Genomic DNA, 19,610 nt, shown 5'->3' with positions numbered 1-19,610 from the left:
ACGGCGACCGTCTCAGACGCATGTGCTGGCCGGGGCTGGGGGCGCAGGAGCGGTGGGCGGCTCATCGACCGGCGGTGGCCGGGCGACCTGGGGCGCCGCCGCCCAATCGGTCCCCAGGATGACCTGGACGTTCCCCTGCCCCGTCATGTCCGTCTCGGCCAGGTCCGCGTCGGGGAAGAACCCGGCGACGAACCGGGCGAGCGGCAGGTCGCCCGGACCGTACATGATCACGGTGCGCTCACGCCCGAAGTCGTCGACGTTGCCGGTCTCGACCACCTCAACGCCCGCGTCGGTCAGCTGTTGCGCAGCCCCGGCAGCCAGGCCGTCGACCCCCACGCCGTTGAGGATGGCCAAGCGGATGTCGCCGGGTTCGACGACCGTGACCTCCTCGCGGGCCGGGACCGGCTCGTCGACCCGGATGGCCTGGAACAGAGCTTCGGCCTCCTCGGGTCGAGCCTCGACGTAGCGCGGGCCGAGATCGGAAGGCACCGTCACCATGGTCAGCGATCCGGGATCCAGATCCTTGAACGACCACGTCAGGCGCAGCATGTCGGACGTGGTGAACCCCGAGTCGGTGACCACGGCGGACGCCGCCTGGTCGATGAGGCGTTTGACCCGCAGCGGGTTGACCAGCGTCGCTGGGGCGAGAACCTTCCGCAGCGCTTGGCGGATGAAGCGCTGTTGGCGTTCGATGCGGCCGAGGTCACCACGCGGGTCGCTCTTGCGCGCACGCACGTACGCGGCAGCGTCGGATCCGCGGAGCACGTGCTCGCCTGCGGCGAGGTCGGCACCGGCCGCAGCATCGACGAGTGGCTCGTCGAGACAGACCTCGACCCCATCGATCAGGTCGACGAGCCTGAGGAAGCCGGCCAGGTCCAGCTCGACGTAGTGGTGGACGGGGATACCGGTGTAGTCCTCGACGGTTCTCACCATCAGCTCCGGCCCGCCCAACGCCCGCGCCGCGTTGATCCGGTTGCGTCCCTCTCCGGGGATGTCGACGCGGAGGTCGCGCGGGAAGGACACCACGACCGCGTCGTCACGCCGCGGCGAGAGGTGAACGAGCATGATGGTGTCCGCCCGGTCCGGTCCCTGCAGCTGTTCCGTGCCGAGCTGCTCGAGCTCCGAGGGGGTCAAACCGACACGACTGTCGTTACCCACCACCAGGACGTTGCGCACCCCGTCGACCGGCTCGACAGCGTTGGTCTCGCCGCAACCGGCGGTGCGGTCAGCGAGGCAGTCGATGGGGTGCTGGGCGAACCGCTTCCCGGCGTAGGCGTACAGCGCCCCGACCGTGACCGAGGCCAGCAGCGCCAACACCGTGACAGCCGCGAAGGCCAGACGGACCACCCGCCTCACCGCCGACCGGCGCTTGGCCGACCGAGCCGAGACGAACAGCGAGGAGCGTGCGTCGGGCTGCACAGCGTCGAGTGGCTCCCACATCCGGCTCCCAGCGGCATCCGCCGCCAAGGGGCGACAGGCGACCGCGACGGCGGGCCGACGGCGCCCATCCGCCCGACCGACGGCGCAGGGTATCAGCGCAGGTCGGTTCGGCCGAAGGAGCGTCGCAGGTCGCGTGAAGACGCTGCCTTTTGGGACGAGGGGCGGGGGGTGGTCGAGTACCGTCCGGCCACGACGCGCGTCGCACCAGCCAGGAGACGACCGTGGAGCTCGGCCGCCCCCGCCGGCGTCCCCCGGACGCCACCGACCTGGCCCAGGCACTGCGCGGGGCCGCTGAGTCGCTGGGTCACCGCCCGGCGATCACCGTGGTCCGGCCCGACCGTCGCGACGAGCAGGGGTTCGCCTCGCTCCTGCGGTGGACGGCGAAGGGAGCGCACCTGCTGGAGCTGGAGTGCCTCCTGGAAGCCGGGGACCGTGTCCGCCTGCACAGCCCCGCCGGCTGGCCGGCGGCCGTGGTGTGCTTCGCGGCGTGGTGGATCGGCGCCAGCCTCACCGTCGACCGTGACGCCCCGGTCGCGGTCCACCACGAACAGCTGCACCCCCCCGAGGACGCCCACGACGTCTACGCGGTCGGCGACGCCCCCGACGGGACACCGACCGGGCAGACCAGCTCGGAGCCCTGGGCCGTGGCCGTGCAGACCTTCCCCGACGTTCATCCCAACCCACAGGCGGCGGCGGAACGCGCTGCTCTGTTCACGGGCGGCGAGGAACGCACGCAGGCGGGGCTGCTGGCGGCGGCGCGCCAGTGGGAGGACGAAGGGGCCCTGGGCGTCCCCGCGAACGCCGAACCGGCCGTATGGATCCCCGCGATCATCCGCCCGCTGGTGACCGGAGAACCGACCGTGATCCTGGCCGGCGTCGACCGGGGCGCGGCCAGCGCCGAACGGGTCGCGGTGTGGGCGAGGTGATCAGGCTCCCTGCAGCTGGCCCGCGCGCGTAGGGACGTGCGGGCAGCCGACAGAGGCCGCCAGCCGCGAGGCTACGCTCGGGCGCCGCGAGCAGGGGGAGGTCGGGACTGGCCCGCGACGACGACACCGCCGCGCGTCGCCCTCGGACCCGACCCAGCGTGCGGGTCCGGCCGCGGGTCCCCGCGCCGCTCCGGGCGTTGGGCGCCGCGCTGGGCCTGCCGGTCACCGAGGTCACCCGCTTCTGGTACCGCGAACGCCAGGCGATCCGCCGCGGACTGGCGGCGTTGTCGCTCGGGTTGCTGGCGACGCTCGTCGCGGGGATCGTGCTGGGGTCGTCCACCCAGCGCCTGGAATCCTTGCCCGGTCTCCTCGTGCTGATCCCCGCAGCCATCGGGATGCGCGGGAACAACTTCGGGGCGCTGGCCGCCCGGCTGTCGACCGGCATCCACATCGGCGAGTTCAGCATCGAGCTGACCCGCAGGAACTTCTTCGGCCGGCAGATCGAAGCCGCGACGGTGCTGACGTTCACCACCACTGCGGAGATCGGGGTCCTGGCGTGGTTCATCGGCCGGGCGTTCGGGATCGATGCCGACCTGGCGGACCTGATGGTCATCTCGGTGGTGGGTGGGACCCTGTCGTCGGTGGTGCTCCTGGTCGTGACGATCCTGTTGGCTCGACAGGCGTACGCCCGCGGGTGGAACATGGACGACGTGGGCGCTCCGACCATCACCGCCACCGGCGACCTGGTGACGGTCCCGATGCTCCTGCTGGCGTCACTGCTGGTGGGGATCGCGATCCTCACGCCGGTGCTGGCCGGGGCCAGCATGGCCGTGGGAGCCGCCGCGCTGTGGTACGGATGGCGGCATCCCGATCACAACGTCCGCCGCATCGTGCGCGAGTCGATCTTCGTGCTCACCTTGGCCGCGACCGTCGACATCTTCGCCGGCACCGTCGTCGAGGCACGTGCCGAGGAGTTCTTCAGAGTCCCGGCGCTGCTGGTGCTGATCCCGCCGTTCATCGCCGCGTCCGGGTCGCTGGGGGGCATCCTCGCCAGCCGCTTCTCGTCGGAACTGCACCTGGGCCTGCTCGAACCGCGCCCCCTCCCGGGGAAGACCGCCGGGCTGGACATCTCGATGACGTTCCTCTTCGCGACCACGGTGTTCACGGGGGTGGCGGTGGTCACCCGGATCGCGGCGGCGCTGCTGGGGCTGGCAACGCCGACGCTGCCGCAACTGCTGGGCATCACGCTCTTCGGAGGCGCGATCGCGTTCGTGCTGCTCTCGGCAGTCGCGTACAGCGCCGCGACCGCGACCTACCGGTTCGGGCTCGACCCGGACAACCACGGCATCCCGATCGTGACCGCGACCATGGACCTGCTGGGTGTGCTCTGCCTGATGGTCGGCATCGCGGCTGTCCTGGGGGGTTGAACATGCGACCACAACGCCGCACCGTCAAGGAGCTCCTGGTCAGCGCCAAGGACGCTGCCGAGCTGATGGTGGACCTGGCCTACGCAGCCGTGTTCTTCGACGACGTCGACCTCGGCCGGGAGGTCCTGCGCCTGGAAGACAACCTCGACCAGGCCCTGCACGAGCTCCGCCTGGTGTGCATGCTCGCCGCGCGCACCCCCGAGGACGCCGAGCGGCTATCGGATGTGCTGCACCTTGCCGTGGCGATCGAAGGCATCGCTGGCGCCGCCGAGGAGATCGCCCGTGTCGCGCTCCGCGACCTCGGCGTCCCCCGTGAACTGCGCGACGACCTGCGGCACGCCGCCGAGGTCGTCGCCCGCGTCAAGATCCGCCCCGACAACCAGCTGGAGGGCCGCAGCCTCCGCGACCTGGCCCTGGCCGCCCATACCGGCATGTGGGCGATCGCGGTCCGCCGGGACGCGGAGTTCGTGTTCGGCCCCGGCGGCGACCTGATCCTGAGGGAGGGTGACGTCCTGTTCCTGCAGGGCCCCTCGGACGGCGTCGACCTGGTGCGTGAGCTGGCCGGCGCCGCCCCCCGGGAGCGACCACCACCGGCCGAGCGGCGGACCTTGTCCAACCTCGACCGTGCGGTGGACCTCTGCGTCGAGCTCAAGAACGCCAGCGAGGTCGCGGTCGGGTTGGCCTACTCCGCGATCCTGCTGCGGGATCGGGGACTGGCAGCCGAGGTCGCCGTGATCGAGGACCGCACCGACGTCCTGTGGAACGAGCTGGAGGCCTGGGTGCTACGGGCCGCAGCCGAAGCGGACGACCCCCTGTCGCTGCGCGGGCTGATGCACCTGGCGTCCGCGTCGGAGCGCATCGCGGACGCGGCCCAATCCATGACTCGCATCATCGAGCAAGAGGACCTCCCGCATCCGGTGATCGCCCAGGCGCTGTCCGAAGCCGACGAGATCGTGGCCGAAGCGGTCGTGGCGCCCGGATCGGCGGCCGAGGAGCGCACCTTGGCTGACTTGAGATTGCAGACGGAGATCGGGATGGAGGTGCTGGCGGTCGAACGCGAGAGCCGCTGGGTGTACCGGCCGCGTTCCTCGCGGCGGCTACAGGTCGGCGACCGGATCCTGGCGATCGGCCCCGAGGAGGGCGCCCCGGCGCTGCGCGCGATCAGCGGCGACACCCGCCCCGTGGGCGACGAAGGCTGGCACGAACCGGAGATCGCGTGAGCGCAGAAGCGAACGATCTGCCCGAACGGACCGTCCACCACGAAATTCGCGTATCCTGGTCGCGACAGGGACACCATGCGGTGGGGACGTGAACGATCCATCGGTTCAAATCGGATCGAACATCCGACGGCTGCGAAACGCCCAGGGGCTGTCGCTGTCGGCGCTGGCTCGACGTTCCAAGGTGGCCAAGGCGACCCTGTCGTCGCTCGAGGCCGGCAGCGGCAACCCGACCGTGTCGACGTTGACGGCCCTCGGCGCGGCGTTACGGGTTCCGGTACGCGATCTGCTTCTGGAGCGCGAGGGCCCCCCGTTCCATGTGATCCGAGCCGGCGACGCGGAGCGGCCGGGGACCGACGACGTCCCGATCGACGCGTTCGTCCCGCACGGTGCGGTCGAGGTCTACGACCTTCGCTACGAACAGGGGATGCGCATCGAGTACACCCCGCACGGCAGCGGGACGACCGAACGCGTGCTGGTGTACGAGGGCGTCCTGAAGGTCGGACCCGCCGAGGCCCCCACCGAGCTGCGCCCCGGCGACTACATCTCGTTCGCCGCCGACCGCGCACACGTCTTCGAGGCGGTCGAGGGCAAGGTCCGCGCGGCGCTGATCGTCAGCTACCTCGGTGGAGTCCCCGCCGAGTCGCCACTGCACGAAGCGAGCCGCCGCTGACGGTCAGCGTTCGCTCGCCAGACGCTTGACCACACCCTTGATGTCCTTGCGGTACCGGCCGAACCGGCGCTTGTGCAGCACCGACAGGGTGGCGCGCGGCCCGTCGTGACCGGGACGGCTCTCGTCGGCGCGGCCCACGCCGGGCCAGTCCATCGGCAGCTTCGACCATGCTTCCAGGACCGGGACCAGGTACATGCGGGCGCCGTCGGGCATGGTCAGGTCCACCCGGAGCCCGGCACGCAGCAGCTGGTCGTGCACGTGGCGGATCAGCTGCTCGGCGGCTGCCAGCTGTGGGCGGTTCACCCCGTACAGCTCCAGGTCGGGGATGTCGAAGCGGGCTGCGCCGTGTGAGTGCACCCAGTGGGTGCCCCGGCCTTCGGCGTGCACGTGGATCGCGTCGGAGACCTGCATGTCGCCGCCGGCGACGCGCGCCAACCACCCCGGCTCGTGGTCCTGCGCGGCCGACAGGTCACGCACGCCACGGACGCGGTCCCCGAGCTGGCGGGCCAACGACAGGAGCAGCTGGGCGTGGCGGCGCATCCCGTTGCGGATCCCCTCCGCCCCGATGTAGGCCTCGGCGCGGAGCATCGGGGCACCATCCTGGCCTTCCACCGCGCGGACCACCGCCTTGCCCATCCGGCCGCCCCAGGCGACCTCCTGGGCCTCCGCGGCGGTGCCCACGGGCGCGTTGCGGTCGACGTCGCCGGCGTCACGGGCCGCGTCGACCACCGCACCGACGTCCTCGACCGGGCGGTCGACGACCAGTGCGATCAGGCTGGTGTACTTCTCGGGCATGCTCGGGCGAAGCTACCGGCTGATCACAGCAGGCCCAGGTGACGGGCGATCAGCAGCCGCTGCACCTCGGAGGTCCCCTCGCCGATCTCGAGCACCTTCGCGTCCTGGTAGAACCGCCCGACGCGGTACTCCGTCATGTACCCGTACCCGCCGAAGACCTGGCAGGCCGCCCGGGCGGCCGTCACCGCCTGCTCGGATGCGTACAGCTTCGCGATCGACGCCTCGTGGCTGTACGGCGACCCCTGAAGCTTCCGCCACGCGGCGTGCCAGTACATCGCACGGGCGGTCTGGGCGGCGACCTCGAGGTCGGCGATCGTGAATGCCACCGCCTGCAGTTCGGCGATCGGCCGGCCGTACGCCTCGCGCTGGCGGGCGTAGGCGCTGCACTCGTCGACACAACCCTGGATCAGACCGACCGCCAGCGCGCTCATCGCGATCCGGCCGTCGTCGAGGACGGCCAGGAGCTGGGCCAGTCCGCGACCCCGCTCCCCGAGGAGGTGGTCCTGGGGGACGCGGACCCCGTCGAGGATCACCTCGCGGGTGTCCGAGGCGTGCCAGCCGACCTTGCGGTAGGGCGGTGAGACGCTGAACCCGGGGGTGTCGACGGGGATCACCAGACACGAGATCTCGTCCTGCCCGGTGCGGGCGGTGACCGTGCACAGGGACGTCAACGGCGTGCCTGCGTTGGTGATGAACGCCTTCCGGCCGTCGATGACCCACTCGCCGTCCTCGAGCCGGGCTCGTGTGGTGGTGGCCCGCCGAAGGTCCGAGCCACCGCCCGGCTCGGTCAATCCGAACCCGGCCAGCGCCTGTCCCCGTGCGAGCGCCGGGAGCCAACGGCGGCGCTGTGCGTCGGTGCCGAACCGCCGGATCGGCTCGGCGCCCAGCCCGACGGCCGCCTCGAGCGTGATGCCCAGTGACTGGTCGACGCGGCCGATCTCCTCGATCGCCAGGCACAGGGTGAGGAAGTCGCCGCCCATCCCCCCGTACTCCTCAGGGAAGGGGATGCCGAACAGCCCCATGTCGCCCATCTGGCGCACGATGTCGACCGGGAACTCGCTGGCGGAGTTGAACTCGGCCGCCGCCGGGGCGATGACGGCTTCAGCGAACGACCGCACCACGCGGCGGAACTCCTCTTGCTCGGGGGTCAGCGCGAAGGAGATCGCCACGCGCGCTCCGGTGGGACGACCAGCAGCAAACTACTGAGTTCCTCCGGGGCTGTCCTCGCGGCGGAGGTGTTCGACGTCGCCGGCCCTCACGGTGACGGTCGTCTCGGCCGTGCGCAGCACCAGCCCTCCGCTGTCGTCGACATCGACAGCCTCCGCCACGACGACCCGGTCGGCCAGGGTCACCCGCACCCGCGACCCGATGGTGGCGCAGCGTTGGCGGAACGCGGGGCGCAGCGTCGACGGCGGCTCCTCCAACCAGCGATCGAACGACTCGAGCAGGTCCGCCAGAAGCCCCCAGCGGTCCACCGGCCGGCGCGTGGCTTCCGCGATCGAGACCCACCGGGCGGCCTCGCCGTCGCGGGGCGTGCCACGCCAGTCGACGTTGACGCCGACGCCGACGACGAACCGGAGCTCGCCGGTCGGTCCGGGGACCGCCTCAATCAGGATCCCGGCGCACTTGCGGTCGTCGAGGAGGACGTCGTTGGGCCACTTGAGGCGGGGTGAGGCACCGGCTGCCGCGATCGCGTCGGCGACCGCGAGCCCCGCTGCGAACGGCAGGAGCCCTGCCTGCGCGCCGGCAACATCCACCAGCACGCTGGTCAACAGCGAGCCACCCGGGCGGTCCTCCCAGCGGCGCCCCCGCCGACCCCGGCCGGCCGTCTGTCGGTCAGCGACCACGACGAGGCCGGCGGGCGCCCCGCGGTGGGCCCGCTGCACCACGACGGTGTTGGTGGAGGGGGTCTCGTGGAGGTGCTCCAGACGACACCAGCGGCCGGGACCGTTCAGCAACGCCTCCAGCCGGGGCGTGGGGGGGAAAGGCATGGCGACTACGCTCCGGTCGGTGACGTCAGCATGGCCTGCGTGGCGCGGCGTCGCCACGCGACCGACCCGAGGACGTCCCGTGCCGCAACCCACCACCAAGGAGAAGCTCGAGGAGCTCCGTCGCCGCCGCGACCTGGCCCTGACCGCCGGTGGCACGCCAGCCATCGACAAGCAGCACGCCAAGGGCAAGCACACCGCACGGGAACGCATCGACCTCCTCCTCGATCCGGGGAGCTTCGTCGAGACCGACATGTTCGCGGTGCACCGCTCCCACGCCTTCGGTATGGACGAGCACCATCCTCTCGGCGACGGGGTGGTGACCGGGTACGGCACGATCGACGGCCGCCAGGTATGCGTCTTCAGTCAGGACTTCACCGTCTTCGGCGGCTCGCTCGGGGAGGTCTTCGCCGAGAAGGTCGTCAAGGTGATGGACCTCGCTCTGGACGTCGGCTGCCCGGTGATCGGCCTGAACGACTCCGGCGGGGCCCGTATCCAGGAGGGCGTCGTCTCGCTGGGTGGCTACGGCGACATCTTCCACCGCAACGTCGCCGCGTCGGGGGTCATCCCGCAGATCAGCGCGATCATGGGCCCGTGCGCCGGCGGGGCGGTGTACTCACCGGCGATCACCGATTTCGTGTTCATGGTGCAGGACACCGCACACATGTTCATCACCGGTCCCAACGTCATCCACACGGTCACCGGTGAGGAGGTGACCATGGAGGAGCTGGGTGGGGCCATGGCCCACGCCGCCCGGTCCGGTGTCGCGCACTTCGCGTCCCCCGACGAGGGATCCTGCCTGGACGACATCAAGTACCTGCTGTCGTTCCTGCCGAGCAACAACCTCGAGACGCCACCGCTGCTGGACCTCGGCGACGACCCGCGGCGCGAGATCCCCGAGCTGGACACGTTCATCCCCGACTCGCCGAACCAGCCCTACGACATGCGCGACGTGATCGCCAGGATCGTCGACGGCCAGGAGTTCTTCGAGGTCCACCGGCACTACGCAGCCAACATCGTGGTCGGTTTCGCGCGGCTCGACGGTCACGTCGTCGGCGTCGTGGGCAACCAGCCCCAGCACCTCGCCGGGGTCCTGGACATCGACAGCTCCGAGAAGGGCGCCCGGTTCGTGCGCACCTGCGACGCCTTCAACGTCCCGCTCCTGACGTTCACCGACGTGCCCGGGTTCCTACCGGGCGTCGAACAGGAGCACGGCGGGATCATCCGCCACGGAGCGAAGCTGCTGTACGCCTACTCCGAAGCGACCGTGCCGAAGCTGACGGTGATCACGCGCAAGGCCTACGGCGGCGCGTACGACGTCATGGGCTCCAAGCATCTGGGCGCCGACGTCAACCTGGCCTGGCCCACCGCAGAGGTCGCGGTGATGGGGCCGCAGGGGGCCGTCAACATCCTGTTCCGCCGCGAGCTGGCCGAGGCTGACGACCCGGACGCTCGTCGCGCCGAGCTCGTGGACGAGTACAACCGCGAACTGGCCAACCCGTGGAAAGCGGCCGAGCGCGGCTACGTCGACGCCGTGATCGAGCCGTCGCGCACACGGGCGGAGCTCGTGCGGGCCCTGCACCTGACGCTGAGCAAGCGGGTCCCGCGGCCATCGCGGAAGCACGGCAACATCCCACTGTGAGTCGACCGGCGCTCCGTCTGCGGCGCGGACGACCCATCGACGCGGAGGTCGCCGCGGTCGTCGCCGCCCTGATGGTGATCGGTCGGCGCCCGCCCCGGGCCGATCAGGTCGCGGGTTGGCGCCGAGCTGCTCTCCTCGAAGGTGTCGGCGGGGCGCCGGTCGTCAGCGCCTGCGACCTGTCCGCCCGGCGAGGCGGGGCGTCGGCTGACGCTTCGGCTCCCCGTCCGGCCTCGTCTGGCCTCGTCCTGGCCTCGTCCGAGGCCTAGTCCGTCTGCTGCGGCACCGGCTCGGGACCTTCTGGCTGGGAGGTGGCCGGGTCCTGCGTGGGCTGCGGCGACGCACCTTCCTCACCGGGGGTGGCAGCGCCTTCCTCGCCCGCCGGCTCCGCCTCGGTCCCCCCCGCGTCCACCGGCTGCGTCGGGGTTCCCGCCTCGCCGCCGGCGGCGGACTGGTCGGCCATCTCGACGGTCAGGGTCCCCTCCATGCCCGCCTCACGATGACCGGGCACCGAGCAGTAGTAGGTCCAGGTCCCGGCGAACAGCTCGAGGGTCGCCTCGTCGGTCCCACCGGGAGGGGTGTTGCCCTGCGGGGGGACGGAGTTGACGTCTCCGAAGGCCTCGTCGATCGTGAAGTTGTGCTCGGCCGACCCGACGTTGTGGAAGGTGACCTTGATGGAGCCCTCGACCGCGTTCGCCGTGGTGAGCTCGAAGAAGAACTCGCCACCGTCGGCGACGATCTCCCCACCGGGGCCGATCGGCTTGGGCGGGTCGTAGCAGTCGCTCCCGCTGGGACACTCCAGCGCTTCAGCGTTCTTCAGCTCATCGGGCGCCCCCCCACAGGAGGCCACAACGAGGACGGCCGCAGCGGCGACCGCGAGCGGCGCCAGCGAGCGGTGCACGGGGATCTCCTTGATCCGTCGGACGAGCGAGGCTATCCGACGGTGAGGGTGCCCTCCATGCCGGCGGGACGGTGGCCCGGCACGTCGCAGTAGAAGGTGTAGGTCCCCGGCTGCAGCTCGATCGAGCCGGCATCGGTCTCCCCCGCGTTGGCCGACAGCTTGAGGTCGTCCTCGCGGCCCTCGATCACGAAGGTGTGTCGTTGCTGGGTGCGGTTGTCCAGTGCGACGCTGACCTCACCGGCTTGGACGCTGACGTTGTCGGGTTCGAAGTCGAACTCCCGCACCGCAGCGACGGTCGCGTCGGCGTCGGCGGTCTCACCTCCGCCTCCGCCGCAACCGGCGAGCGCGACGGCCATCAGGACGGCGAGGAGCAAGGCGAGCGGACGCAACACGGGGATCTCCTGGACGGACGGGGCCGGGAGCCGACATGGTCGCGGTTGGCGCCCTGGCGTGCAAACCTGGGGAACAGCCGCTCGGCGGTAGCGTGACGGGCTCGGGCCGGCGTCGAGCATGCGCCGGGCCGCTGGTTACGATGGCGTCTCGAGTCCGTGCGCCATCCCGGAAGGTCCGTGTCAGGTGTTCGACGCCGTCCTCGTGGCCAACCGCGGCGAGATCGCCGTGCGGGTGATGCGCGCCTGCCGCGAGCTCGGCGTCCGCACGGTCGCCGTCTACAGCGAGGCGGACCGCGACGCGCTCCACGTGCGCTACGCCGACGAAGCGTTCCTGGTCGGTCCCGCCTCGGCCGCGGACTCCTACCTGGCCACCGAGAAGCTCCTCGACGTGGCGGAGCGGGCCGACGTCGACGCGATCCACCCAGGTTACGGCTTCTTCAGCGAGAACGCCGACTTCGCCGAGGCGGTCCAGGCCGCGGGGTTCGTGTTCGTGGGACCATCTCCACGGTCGATCCGCCGGATGGGCGACAAGCTCTCGGCGCGCCGGGCGGCACTGGCCGCGGACGCTCCGGTCGTGCCGGGCACCCCCGAACCGCTCACCGACATCGCTGCCGCCGTCGCGTTCGCCGACGACCACGGCTACCCGGTGGCGGTGAAGGCCGCGTTCGGCGGGGGCGGTCGAGGGATGCGGGTCGTGCGATCCGAACCGGAGCTGCGCGACGCGGTCGCGTCGGCGTCGCGTGAGGCCCAGGCGGCGTTCGGCCGCGGCGAGGTGTACCTCGAGCGGTACCTGGAACGGCCCCGCCACGTCGAGGTGCAGGTACTGGGCGATCTGGACGGGACGGTGATCCACCTCGGCGAGCGTGACTGCTCGCTGCAGCGCCGCCACCAGAAGCTGATCGAGGAAGCCCCGGCCCCCGGCGTGTCGGACGCACTGCGCCAGCGTCTGGGGGCGGCTGCGGTGAGGATCGCCCAGCAGGTGGGCTACCACAACGCCGGGACGTGCGAGTTCCTCCTGGCCAACAACGGTCACGACTTCTACTTCCTGGAGATGAACACGCGGCTGCAGGTCGAGCACCCCGTCACCGAGTTCGTCACCGGCGTGGACCTGGTCCACGCGCAGCTACGCATCGCCGCCGGTGACGGGATGGGCCTGACCCAGGACGACGTCTCGATCCGGGGACACGCCATCGAGGTGCGGCTCAACGCCGAGGATCCCGGGGAGGGGTTCTCACCCGGTCCGGGGCGGATCACCCGTCTGGCGCTGCCGCAGGGGCCGTGGGTCCGCTTCGACGGAGGCGTCGAACAGGGCTGGGAGATCCCGCGGCTCTACGACTCGATGATCGGGAAGCTGATCGTGTGGGGCGGGGACCGCGAGGAGGCCCGCCGACGGATGCTGCGGGCCCTGGACGAGCTGGTCGTCGAGGGGGTCCCCACCGTGGCGCCCTTCCACCGTCTCGCACTCGAGCACCACGACTTCGTCAAGGCGACCCACTCGACCGTGTCGGTCGAGCACGAGTGGGACCTGTCGACCCTCGAGCGGCACGAGGCGGTGGCCGCCACCCAGGAGCCCACTGCCGCCGGCCGCACGATCACGGTGGAGGTGGATGGTCGCCGCTTGGAGGTGACCGTCTTCGGGGACCTGGGGGACCCGGCCGGCTCCGGGGAGCCGTCCGTGTCGGATCGGGTCCGCCGCCGCGCGTCGGGGGTCGGTGGCGGCCAGGTCAGCGCCGGCGGGGCGGACGTGGTGGCCCCGATGCAGGGGACTCTGGTGACCTACGCCGCCGCCGAGGGCGACACGGTGGCCGCCGGTGACCTGGTCGCGGTGCTCGAGGCCATGAAGATGGAGAACCACGTCATCGCCCACCGCGACGGGGTTGTGCACGACCTGCGGTTCTTCCCCGGGGACACGGTCCCGTCGGGCGCGGTCCTCGCGCGGATCGGGGACACGCCGGCGCCGCCCGACGACGAGGCGGACGTCGCCGAAGCCGCCGGCTGAGCGAGGACCTGCTCGTCGCCGAGCGGGCCGCTCACGAAGGGGGCCCGTGCACCCACGCGACCGCCCGCGGGGAGGCTTCGTCGCCGGCCATGCCGACGACGGCCACGCGCGAGCCCAACGACGTGACGGCCAGAGCCCGGGCGCCGGTGACCTCCTCGAACGCGGACCCGTGAACCAGCTCCCACTTGACGCCCTTGTTCGACAGCCACACCGCCGCCCGCCGGCTGTCACCTGAGCCCAGCGCACCGGCCGCCACCAGGAACCCTTCCGGGCCCGCCACGATGCCGCCCATGCTGGCGTGCTGCTCCTCGGTGGGGATCTCGTGGCTGGTGTGCCACTTGCTGGCCTCCTTGTCGAGGGACCGGAACGCCGCCACGGTCTGGGCGTCGGGCGGGCCGATGTCGGCGACCGCGATCAGCGTCGCTTGTGCGCCTGTCGTTATCCCCCGGATGACGGTGTCGGCGGGGAAGATCGGCTCATCCTGATTGGACACCTGCTTCCACTGGCGGCCGTCTTGGGAGGTCCACACCGGGGTGTGCACGACCGTGGTGCCGGCCGTTCCGGGATCCTCGGACGCACCGCCCACGACCACGCCCGGCCCACCGGCGGTGACCGTCAACAGCCGCTGGTGAGCGTCGTCGGCGACGACGGGCGGGACGATCCGCTCCCACAGGAAGGCGTCGGGCGAGCGCCATACCTGCCCGACCGTCCGGTCGGGGTCGCGGATCTCGCCGACCGCCACCCAGCGGCCCTGGCCGCGGGAGGTGATCGCGGTGATCTCGCCCGGCCCGAACACGTCCGGGTCGTGCGGCAGGCGGTCCCAGGTCTCGCCGTTGTCGGGGGAGTGCCAGATCGCCACGACCGACTCCTCATCGGTCCACTCACGACCGGCGGCCAGCACGTCCTGCTGTCCGAACCCCACCGCGGTGAGCTCGATGTTGGCGTCCTCGCCGAGGCGCTGCGCACTGAACGGACCGGTGTCCGCCTCGCGCCAGTGGTGGCCGTCAGTGCTCAGCCACACCGCGGCCTCCTGACGTCCGTCCACCAGGCGGTGGCCGACCGCGACGAAACCCTGGCTGGTATCGCTGGCCGCGCGCATGACGGCGTTCTCCGAGCCGTCGACCCCGGCGACGTGCCAGTTCTCGATCAGGAACGGTGGCTTCTCCGGCCAGAAGGTCGCCACCACAGCGGCGATCAGCAACACCGCACCGATACTGAGCGTGATGCCACGCCAGGGCGGACGCCGCCCCTCCTCCGCCATGACTGCCTCCTGCGTGCCTCCGTTGATGACTGCGTGGGAACGAGCCGTCGCCGTTGGCTGAAGCGACAACAAGGCAGCCTAGCGGCGCGTCCCGGCCGGGCAGCCAGGCGCCGCCCGCCGAAGGCCACCGGCGCCCGCTCGACACGTCGTGTCAGTCGGACATCAGCAGCCGCGCCGCCTCCGACACGGACCCGGCCATGGACGGGTAGACGGTCGACGTCCGAGCCAGCTGCAAGACCGTCAACCGGTTCTCGACCGCGACAGCCAGTGGCTGGATCAGGTCGGATGCGGCATCGCTGACCACCACCCCACCGAGGACGGTCCCGGAGCCGGGCATCGCCACGACCTTCACGAAGCCGTCCGTGCGAGCCGCCATCTTCGCCCGAGGGTTGCCCGAGAAATCCAACCTCGTGGAACGGAACGGCAGGTCCCGCTGACGGCAATCCGCCTCCGTGTACCCGGTCGTGGCCACCTCGGGGTCGGTGAAGATGGTCGACGTGGTCGCATCCCAGCGGATGGGCGAGACCGCCTGCCCCAGCGCGTGCCACATCGCCACCCGCCCCTGCATCGCAGCCACGTTGGCGAGCATGACCCGGCCGACCACGTCCCCGGCGGCGTAGATCCACGGCACGTTGGTGCGTGAAACCCCGTCGACCTCGATCCCCCCCCACTCGGCGATCCGCACCCCGGCCTGTTCGAGCCCGATCCCGCGGGACCGCGAGATCTGTCCGACGGTGAACAGGACGTGACTGCCCTCGACGTGATCGCCATCGCCCAACCCGACCACCACCCCGGCGGAGGTCCGCTCACACGACACGGCGCGGACCTTGCGCAGGATGGTCATCCCGCGCCGCTCGAAGACCTCCTCGATGACCTGAGCAGCGTCGGGATCCTCCGTGGGCAGGATCAGCTCCCGCGAGGACACCAGGACGACGTCCGATCCGAACCGCACGAACGCGTGGGCGAACTCCGCACCGGTCGCACCCGACCCCACCACGATCAGCCGCTCGGGGACCTCGTGCAACCCGTAGACGTCCTTGGCGGTCAGCACCCGGTCACCGTCGGGCTCGAAGAACGGCAGGATGCGCGGCGTCGACCCGGTGGCGATCAGCAGGACGTCGGCGCGAAGCGTGCGGGTCACCCCGGCCGTGAGCTCGACCGAGACCTCGTGAGGGCCGGTGAGGCGTCCCCAGCCGCGGACGATCACCGCCCCGCTGGCGACGACCTTCTGCTCGATGTCGCGTGACTGATTGTGGGCCAGGGCCATCACGCGCCGGGCAACAGCCGGGTAATCGACGTAGGTGCGGTCGAGTTCGCGAGCCTCGGGAACACGAACACCGAGCTCGGCCGCGGCTGAGATCCACCCCATCGCCTCGGCGGAGACGATCAGCGTCTTCGACGGGACACAGTCCCACAGCACGCAGTTGCCGCCGAGCCCTTCGTCGGTCACGACCGTGACGTCCGCGCCGAGCTCCGCGGCGACGAGTGCCGCCTCGTACCCACCCGGCCCACCGCCGAGGATCACGATCCGCTGGTGTTGCACCATGGCCGCACGGTAACCCAGGTCGGTGGTGCGACCGACCGGCGCGCTGTCGTCGGGGGCCTAGATCGTCTCGTGTGGGACGTACGTGCCGAACTCGTCGCGGAGCACGTCGCAGACCTCGCCGACCGTCGCCAGCAGCCGCAACGCCTGCTTGATCGGTGGGAGCAGGTTGCGGTCACCACGTGCGATCTTGCGTACCTGCTCCAACGCGTCGTCGACGGCGTCCTGATCGCGCTCCTGACGCAGCCGGCGCGTGCGTTGTAGCTGTCGGGCGATCGCGTGCGGGTCGCCCCGCTGCAGCTCGACGTCGACGTCGTCGTCGGTCTGGTAGCGGTTCACCCCGACGACGACCTGGTCCTGGCGTTCGATGCGCTGCTGCAGCTCGTAGGCGGCACGCTCGATCTCGCGCTTCTGGAAGCCGGCTTCGATCGCCTCGACCGCACCTCCGAGCTGTTCGATGCGGGACAGGTAGTCCCGGGCCAGCTCCTCCACCTGATCGGTCATGGCCTCCACGGCGTACGCGCCCGCCAGCGGATCGACGGTCGCGGTGACGTCGGTCTCGTGCTGCAGGACCTGCTGGGTGCGGACCGCGAGCGTGGCGGCATGCTCGCTGGGCAGTGACAGCGCCTCGTCGTAGGAGTTGGTGTGCAGCGACTGCGTCCCGCCCAGTGCCGCGGCGAGCGCCTGGATCGTCACGCGGATCAGGTTCACGTCCGCCTGCTGGGCGGCCAGCTGCACCCCGGCGGTCTGCGTGTGGAATCGCAGCTGCATCGACCGGTCACTGCGCGCACCGAACCGCTCCTTCATGATGCGCGCGTACAGACGCCGTGCAGCACGGAACTTGGCGATCTCTTCCAGCAGGTTGGTGCGGGCCACGAAGAAGAAGCTCAGCCGCGGGGCGAACGTGTCCACGTCCAGGCCCGCGTCGATCGCAGCCTGCACGTACGCGATGGCGTTGGCCAGGGTGAAGGCGATCTCCTGCACGGGCGTCGCCCCGGCCTCACCGATGTGGTAGCCCGAGATCGAGATGGTGTGGAACTGTGGCAGGTGCTCCGCGCAGTACGCGAACGTGTCGCTGACCAGCCGCAGGCTGGGTCGGGGCGGGTAGATGTAGGTCCCGCGGGCGATGTACTCCTTGAGGACGTCGTTCTGGATGGTGCCGCGGAGCTTCACCGGCTCGACGCCCTGCTCCTCGGCGACGAGCTCGTAGAGGAGCAGCAGCAGCGCCGCCGGGGCGTTGATCGTCATCGAGGTCGACACGTCGCCCAGCGGAATGCCGTCGAACAGCAGCCGCATGTCCGCCAGCGAATCGATCGCAACACCGACCTTGCCGACCTCCCCGTCGGCGCGGGGATGGTCGGAGTCCAGACCCATCTGCGTGGGCAGGTCGAAGGCCACCGACAGGCCGGTGGTGCCCTGCTCGAGCAGGTACTGGTAGCGGCGGTTGGTCTCCTCAGCGGTCCCGAACCCGGCGTACTGGCGGATCGTCCACGGCCGCCCGCGGTACATCGTGGCGTACGGACCACGCGTGTAGGGGTACTCGCCCGGGCTGCCCAGATCCCGTCCGGGATCGAAGGCCTCCGGGTGTCGGGGTCCGTACACCACCGGAACGTCGAACCCGCTTGCGGCCTGACGCGGTGGCACGTCGCTCATACCGCCAGCGTAATTCACGCGTCGTCGGGGGTCTGTCCGGCTCGGATATGCGCGCGGAGCAGGTCGTCCCCGAAGTCACCGAGGGGATCCCGGCAGACCGTGTGGACGTGGTTGGCGTCGTTCTGAGTGTTGTCCAGCTCGATCAGCAGCCGGGACCCTTGCAGCCGGTAGTAGTGGGGCTGGCCGGGCTGGTCGCCGCCGGCCCACGCGAACCGCAGCTGATCCCGTCCGGCGGTGATCCGGTCACGTCGCGTGTCGTCTCCGCCGGTCGTCCGCTCGAGGTACACCTCGAGGAGGGTGTCGGCGAGGCGGTCGGCCTCACCGACCAACGCCCCCAGCGCCACACCCTGCGCGTCGACGCTGCCGTCCAGCTGCGCCGCCGCATCGGTGAGGACGTCCCCGGGCGCGTCCATCGAGACCCAGGCCTGATCGCGTCGGCCCGGTGGCAGGGCCCACAGCAACGCGAACCCGAGCTCCTCCTCGCGGCCGAGCGGCGCCAACACCGTCCCGCCAGGGGCGGCGAGCCGTGCCGGGTTGGCGCCCAGGAACAGCGGTTCGCAGCGCACATCGCCCGCCGCCACGGTGACGTTGAGCGACACGTGATGGCCCTCCAACCGCCAGCCCCACGCGGTGGCCCCCGGCTCGCCGTGCACGATCATCCAGTAGTCGCCGGCGTGACGGTCCCGCCGCCCACCCTCCAAGCCGTCGAGCACGTCCTCGAGTCCCATGATCGCGGCCACCTGCGCGTGGACGTGGGGGCGGAGCACGCTGGCCAGGAGCCGGTGCGCAGCCTTGGCCTGATCACGCGGCATGCCGGCGAACGCCACCCCGTCCCTGCGGCCCGGCGTGTACGCCCACTGCCGGCGGGCGTCGTCGAACGGCCTGCTCGCCTGTTGTCGGCGCGTGTCATCGAGCGTGTCGAGCCAGGCCTGTGCGGCCTGGGCGAGCTGCGCGCTGGTGGTCACACCTGGCGCTTGCGGCGGATGTGGAACTGTGCCTTGAGGTAGTCGCGGTTCATCATCGCGATGAAGTCGATCGAGATCGCCTTGGGGCACGCCGCCTCGCACTCGGCGAAGTTGGTGCACGACCCGAAGTACTGCTCCATCACGTCGACCATGTCGGCCGCACGCGAGTACCGCTCGGCCTGACCCTGCGGGAGCATGTCGAGGTGTGCCACCTTGGAGGCGGTGAAAAGCTGTGCAGCGCCGTTGGGGCACGCGGCCACGCACGCCCCGCACCCGATGCACGCAGCCGCGTCGAAGGCCCGGTCGGCGACGTCCTTGGGGATCGGGATGAGGTTCGCGTCCGGCGCCGAGCCGGTGTTCACCGAGACGTAGCCGCCGGCCTCGATGATCCGGTCCAGGGAACTGCGGTTGACCACCAGGTCCTTGATCACCGGGAACGCCGACGCCCGCCACGGTTCGACGACGATCTCGTCGCCGTCGCGGAAGTGACGCATGTGCAGCTGGCAGGTCGCCGTGGCGGTCAAGGGGCCATGCGCCCGCCCGTTGATCATCATGCCGCAGGACCCGCAGATCCCCTCCCGACAGTCGCTGTCGAAGGCGATGGGCTCGTCGCCGTCGCTGATCAGCTCCTCGTTGATCTGATCGAGCATCTCCAGGAACGACATCTCGCCGCTGACTCGGTCGGCCACGTACGTCTCGAACCGCCCCGGGGCGGAGGGACCGGTCTGGCGCCACACGCGCACGGTGATCCGCATCCCGTCGCTGGCTGCAGGGCTCTTGCTGGCACCGGG

At 71.1% G+C, this 19,610-nt stretch carries 17 protein-coding genes; 6 read left to right on the top strand and 11 right to left on the bottom strand.

The genetic code is table 11. From position 1 onward, the window contains the following. Positions 1-12 precede the first annotated feature (12 nt). Positions 13-1,440: an LCP family protein gene (locus tag KY462_04800; protein ID MBW3577052.1), complete on the bottom strand. Its 1,428-nt coding sequence runs from the start codon at positions 1,438-1,440 to the stop codon at positions 13-15. Between the two features lie 221 nt (positions 1,441-1,661). Between KY462_04800 and KY462_04795 the strand changes: the two genes are divergently transcribed. The 4 genes from KY462_04795 to KY462_04780 all read left to right on the top strand — a co-directional run bounded on the left by KY462_04795 (position 1,662) and on the right by KY462_04780 (position 5,683). Next, the gene (locus KY462_04795) at positions 1,662-2,366 is read left to right on the top strand and encodes a hypothetical protein (GenBank protein MBW3577051.1); all 705 of its coding nucleotides are present in this window, start codon (positions 1,662-1,664) and stop codon (positions 2,364-2,366) included. A gap of 158 nt (positions 2,367-2,524) precedes the next feature. Next, complete coding sequence (locus KY462_04790) at positions 2,525-3,793, top strand: magnesium transporter (GenBank protein MBW3577050.1); 1,269 nt, start codon at positions 2,525-2,527, stop codon at positions 3,791-3,793. A gap of 2 nt (positions 3,794-3,795) precedes the next feature. Then, complete coding sequence (locus tag KY462_04785; protein ID MBW3577049.1) at positions 3,796-5,013, top strand: potassium channel protein; 1,218 nt, start codon at positions 3,796-3,798, stop codon at positions 5,011-5,013. An 88-nt stretch (positions 5,014-5,101) separates the two neighbouring features. Next, a complete protein-coding gene (locus KY462_04780) occupies positions 5,102-5,683 on the top strand; it encodes an XRE family transcriptional regulator (protein MBW3577048.1) in 582 nt (193 codons plus the stop codon). Between the two features lie 3 nt (positions 5,684-5,686). Here the strand turns inward: KY462_04780 and KY462_04775 are convergent, their stop codons facing one another. From KY462_04775 to KY462_04765, 3 genes are read right to left on the bottom strand one after another with little or no spacing between them, the layout of a single operon-like run. Further along, positions 5,687-6,478 (bottom strand): hypothetical protein, encoded by a 792-nt coding sequence (locus tag KY462_04775; protein ID MBW3577047.1) that lies wholly within the window; start codon positions 6,476-6,478, stop codon positions 5,687-5,689. 23 nt (positions 6,479-6,501) lie between these two features. After that, on the bottom strand, positions 6,502-7,647 hold the full coding sequence (locus KY462_04770) for an acyl-CoA dehydrogenase family protein (protein ID MBW3577046.1): 1,146 nt from the start codon (positions 7,645-7,647) through the stop codon (positions 6,502-6,504). Between the two features lie 30 nt (positions 7,648-7,677). Further along, the gene (locus KY462_04765; GenBank protein ID MBW3577045.1) at positions 7,678-8,469 is read right to left on the bottom strand and encodes a biotin--[acetyl-CoA-carboxylase] ligase; all 792 of its coding nucleotides are present in this window, start codon (positions 8,467-8,469) and stop codon (positions 7,678-7,680) included. On the opposite strand from KY462_04765, the gene KY462_04760 reads away from it, so the two are divergent. Further along, positions 8,468-10,108 (top strand): acyl-CoA carboxylase subunit beta, encoded by a 1,641-nt coding sequence (locus tag KY462_04760; GenBank protein ID MBW3577044.1) that lies wholly within the window; start codon positions 8,468-8,470, stop codon positions 10,106-10,108. The genes KY462_04765 and KY462_04760 overlap by 2 nt on opposite strands. A 262-nt stretch (positions 10,109-10,370) precedes the next feature. Here KY462_04760 and KY462_04755 read toward each other — a convergent pair whose 3' ends face one another. Further along, a complete protein-coding gene (locus KY462_04755; GenBank protein ID MBW3577043.1) occupies positions 10,371-11,006 on the bottom strand; it encodes a hypothetical protein in 636 nt (211 codons plus the stop codon). A 32-nt stretch (positions 11,007-11,038) separates the two neighbouring features. Continuing rightward, positions 11,039-11,398, bottom strand: a complete 360-nt coding sequence (locus KY462_04750; protein ID MBW3577042.1) for a cupredoxin domain-containing protein — start codon at positions 11,396-11,398, stop codon at positions 11,039-11,041. 118 nt (positions 11,399-11,516) lie between these two features. Here KY462_04750 and KY462_04745 point away from each other — a divergent pair, with 118 nt between their 5' ends. Continuing rightward, complete coding sequence (locus tag KY462_04745; GenBank protein ID MBW3577041.1) at positions 11,517-13,397, top strand: acetyl-CoA carboxylase biotin carboxylase subunit; 1,881 nt, start codon at positions 11,517-11,519, stop codon at positions 13,395-13,397. Positions 13,398-13,428: 31 nt separating this feature from the next. Here KY462_04745 and KY462_04740 read toward each other — a convergent pair whose 3' ends face one another. From KY462_04740 to KY462_04720, 5 genes are all read right to left on the bottom strand, one after another. Continuing rightward, positions 13,429-14,658 carry a glycoside hydrolase gene (locus KY462_04740; GenBank protein ID MBW3577040.1) on the bottom strand — a complete coding sequence of 410 codons (1,230 nt, stop codon included), beginning with the start codon at positions 14,656-14,658 and terminating at the stop codon, positions 13,429-13,431. Between the two features lie 151 nt (positions 14,659-14,809). Beyond that, the gene (locus tag KY462_04735) at positions 14,810-16,204 is read right to left on the bottom strand and encodes an NAD(P)H-quinone dehydrogenase (protein MBW3577039.1); all 1,395 of its coding nucleotides are present in this window, start codon (positions 16,202-16,204) and stop codon (positions 14,810-14,812) included. Positions 16,205-16,261: 57 nt separating this feature from the next. Further along, positions 16,262-17,854, bottom strand: coding sequence for a methylmalonyl-CoA mutase (locus tag KY462_04730; protein MBW3577038.1), 1,593 nt, complete (start codon positions 17,852-17,854; stop codon positions 16,262-16,264). Positions 17,855-17,868: 14 nt separating this feature from the next. Next, entirely contained in the window at positions 17,869-18,819 is a 951-nt protein-coding gene (locus tag KY462_04725) for a DUF3500 domain-containing protein (GenBank protein ID MBW3577037.1), read from the bottom strand. Then, positions 18,816-19,574: a succinate dehydrogenase/fumarate reductase iron-sulfur subunit gene (locus tag KY462_04720; protein ID MBW3577036.1), complete on the bottom strand. Its 759-nt coding sequence runs from the start codon at positions 19,572-19,574 to the stop codon at positions 18,816-18,818. The genes KY462_04725 and KY462_04720 overlap by 4 nt, the downstream gene beginning before the upstream one ends. Positions 19,575-19,610: the final 36 nt, after the last annotated feature.

Source organism: Actinomycetota bacterium, assembly GCA_019347675.1.
In the GTDB taxonomy this organism is placed as follows: Bacteria; Actinomycetota; Nitriliruptoria; order Nitriliruptorales; family JAHWKO01; genus JAHWKW01.
Note: the sequence above shows the minus strand (reverse complement) of the source record. Positions and strands in the feature narration are given on the sequence as shown.

Coding starts and splice junctions, on each gene's coding strand:
- KY462_04735 (MBW3577039.1), bottom strand. CDS start 16,204: ATGGTGCAACACCAGCGGATCGTGATCCTCGGCGGTGGGCCGGGTGGG.
- KY462_04800 (MBW3577052.1), bottom strand. CDS start 1,440: ATGTGGGAGCCACTCGACGCTGTGCAGCCCGACGCACGCTCCTCGCTG.
- KY462_04720 (MBW3577036.1), bottom strand. CDS start 19,574: ATGCGGATCACCGTGCGCGTGTGGCGCCAGACCGGTCCCTCCGCCCCG.
- KY462_04760 (MBW3577044.1), top strand. CDS start 8,468: ATGGCGACTACGCTCCGGTCGGTGACGTCAGCATGGCCTGCGTGGCGC.
- KY462_04740 (MBW3577040.1), bottom strand. CDS start 14,658: ATGGCGGAGGAGGGGCGGCGTCCGCCCTGGCGTGGCATCACGCTCAGT.
- KY462_04785 (MBW3577049.1), top strand. CDS start 3,796: ATGCGACCACAACGCCGCACCGTCAAGGAGCTCCTGGTCAGCGCCAAG.
- KY462_04730 (MBW3577038.1), bottom strand. CDS start 17,854: ATGAGCGACGTGCCACCGCGTCAGGCCGCAAGCGGGTTCGACGTTCCG.
- KY462_04775 (MBW3577047.1), bottom strand. CDS start 6,478: ATGCCCGAGAAGTACACCAGCCTGATCGCACTGGTCGTCGACCGCCCG.
- KY462_04765 (MBW3577045.1), bottom strand. CDS start 8,469: ATGCCTTTCCCCCCCACGCCCCGGCTGGAGGCGTTGCTGAACGGTCCC.
- KY462_04745 (MBW3577041.1), top strand. CDS start 11,517: ATGCGCCGGGCCGCTGGTTACGATGGCGTCTCGAGTCCGTGCGCCATC.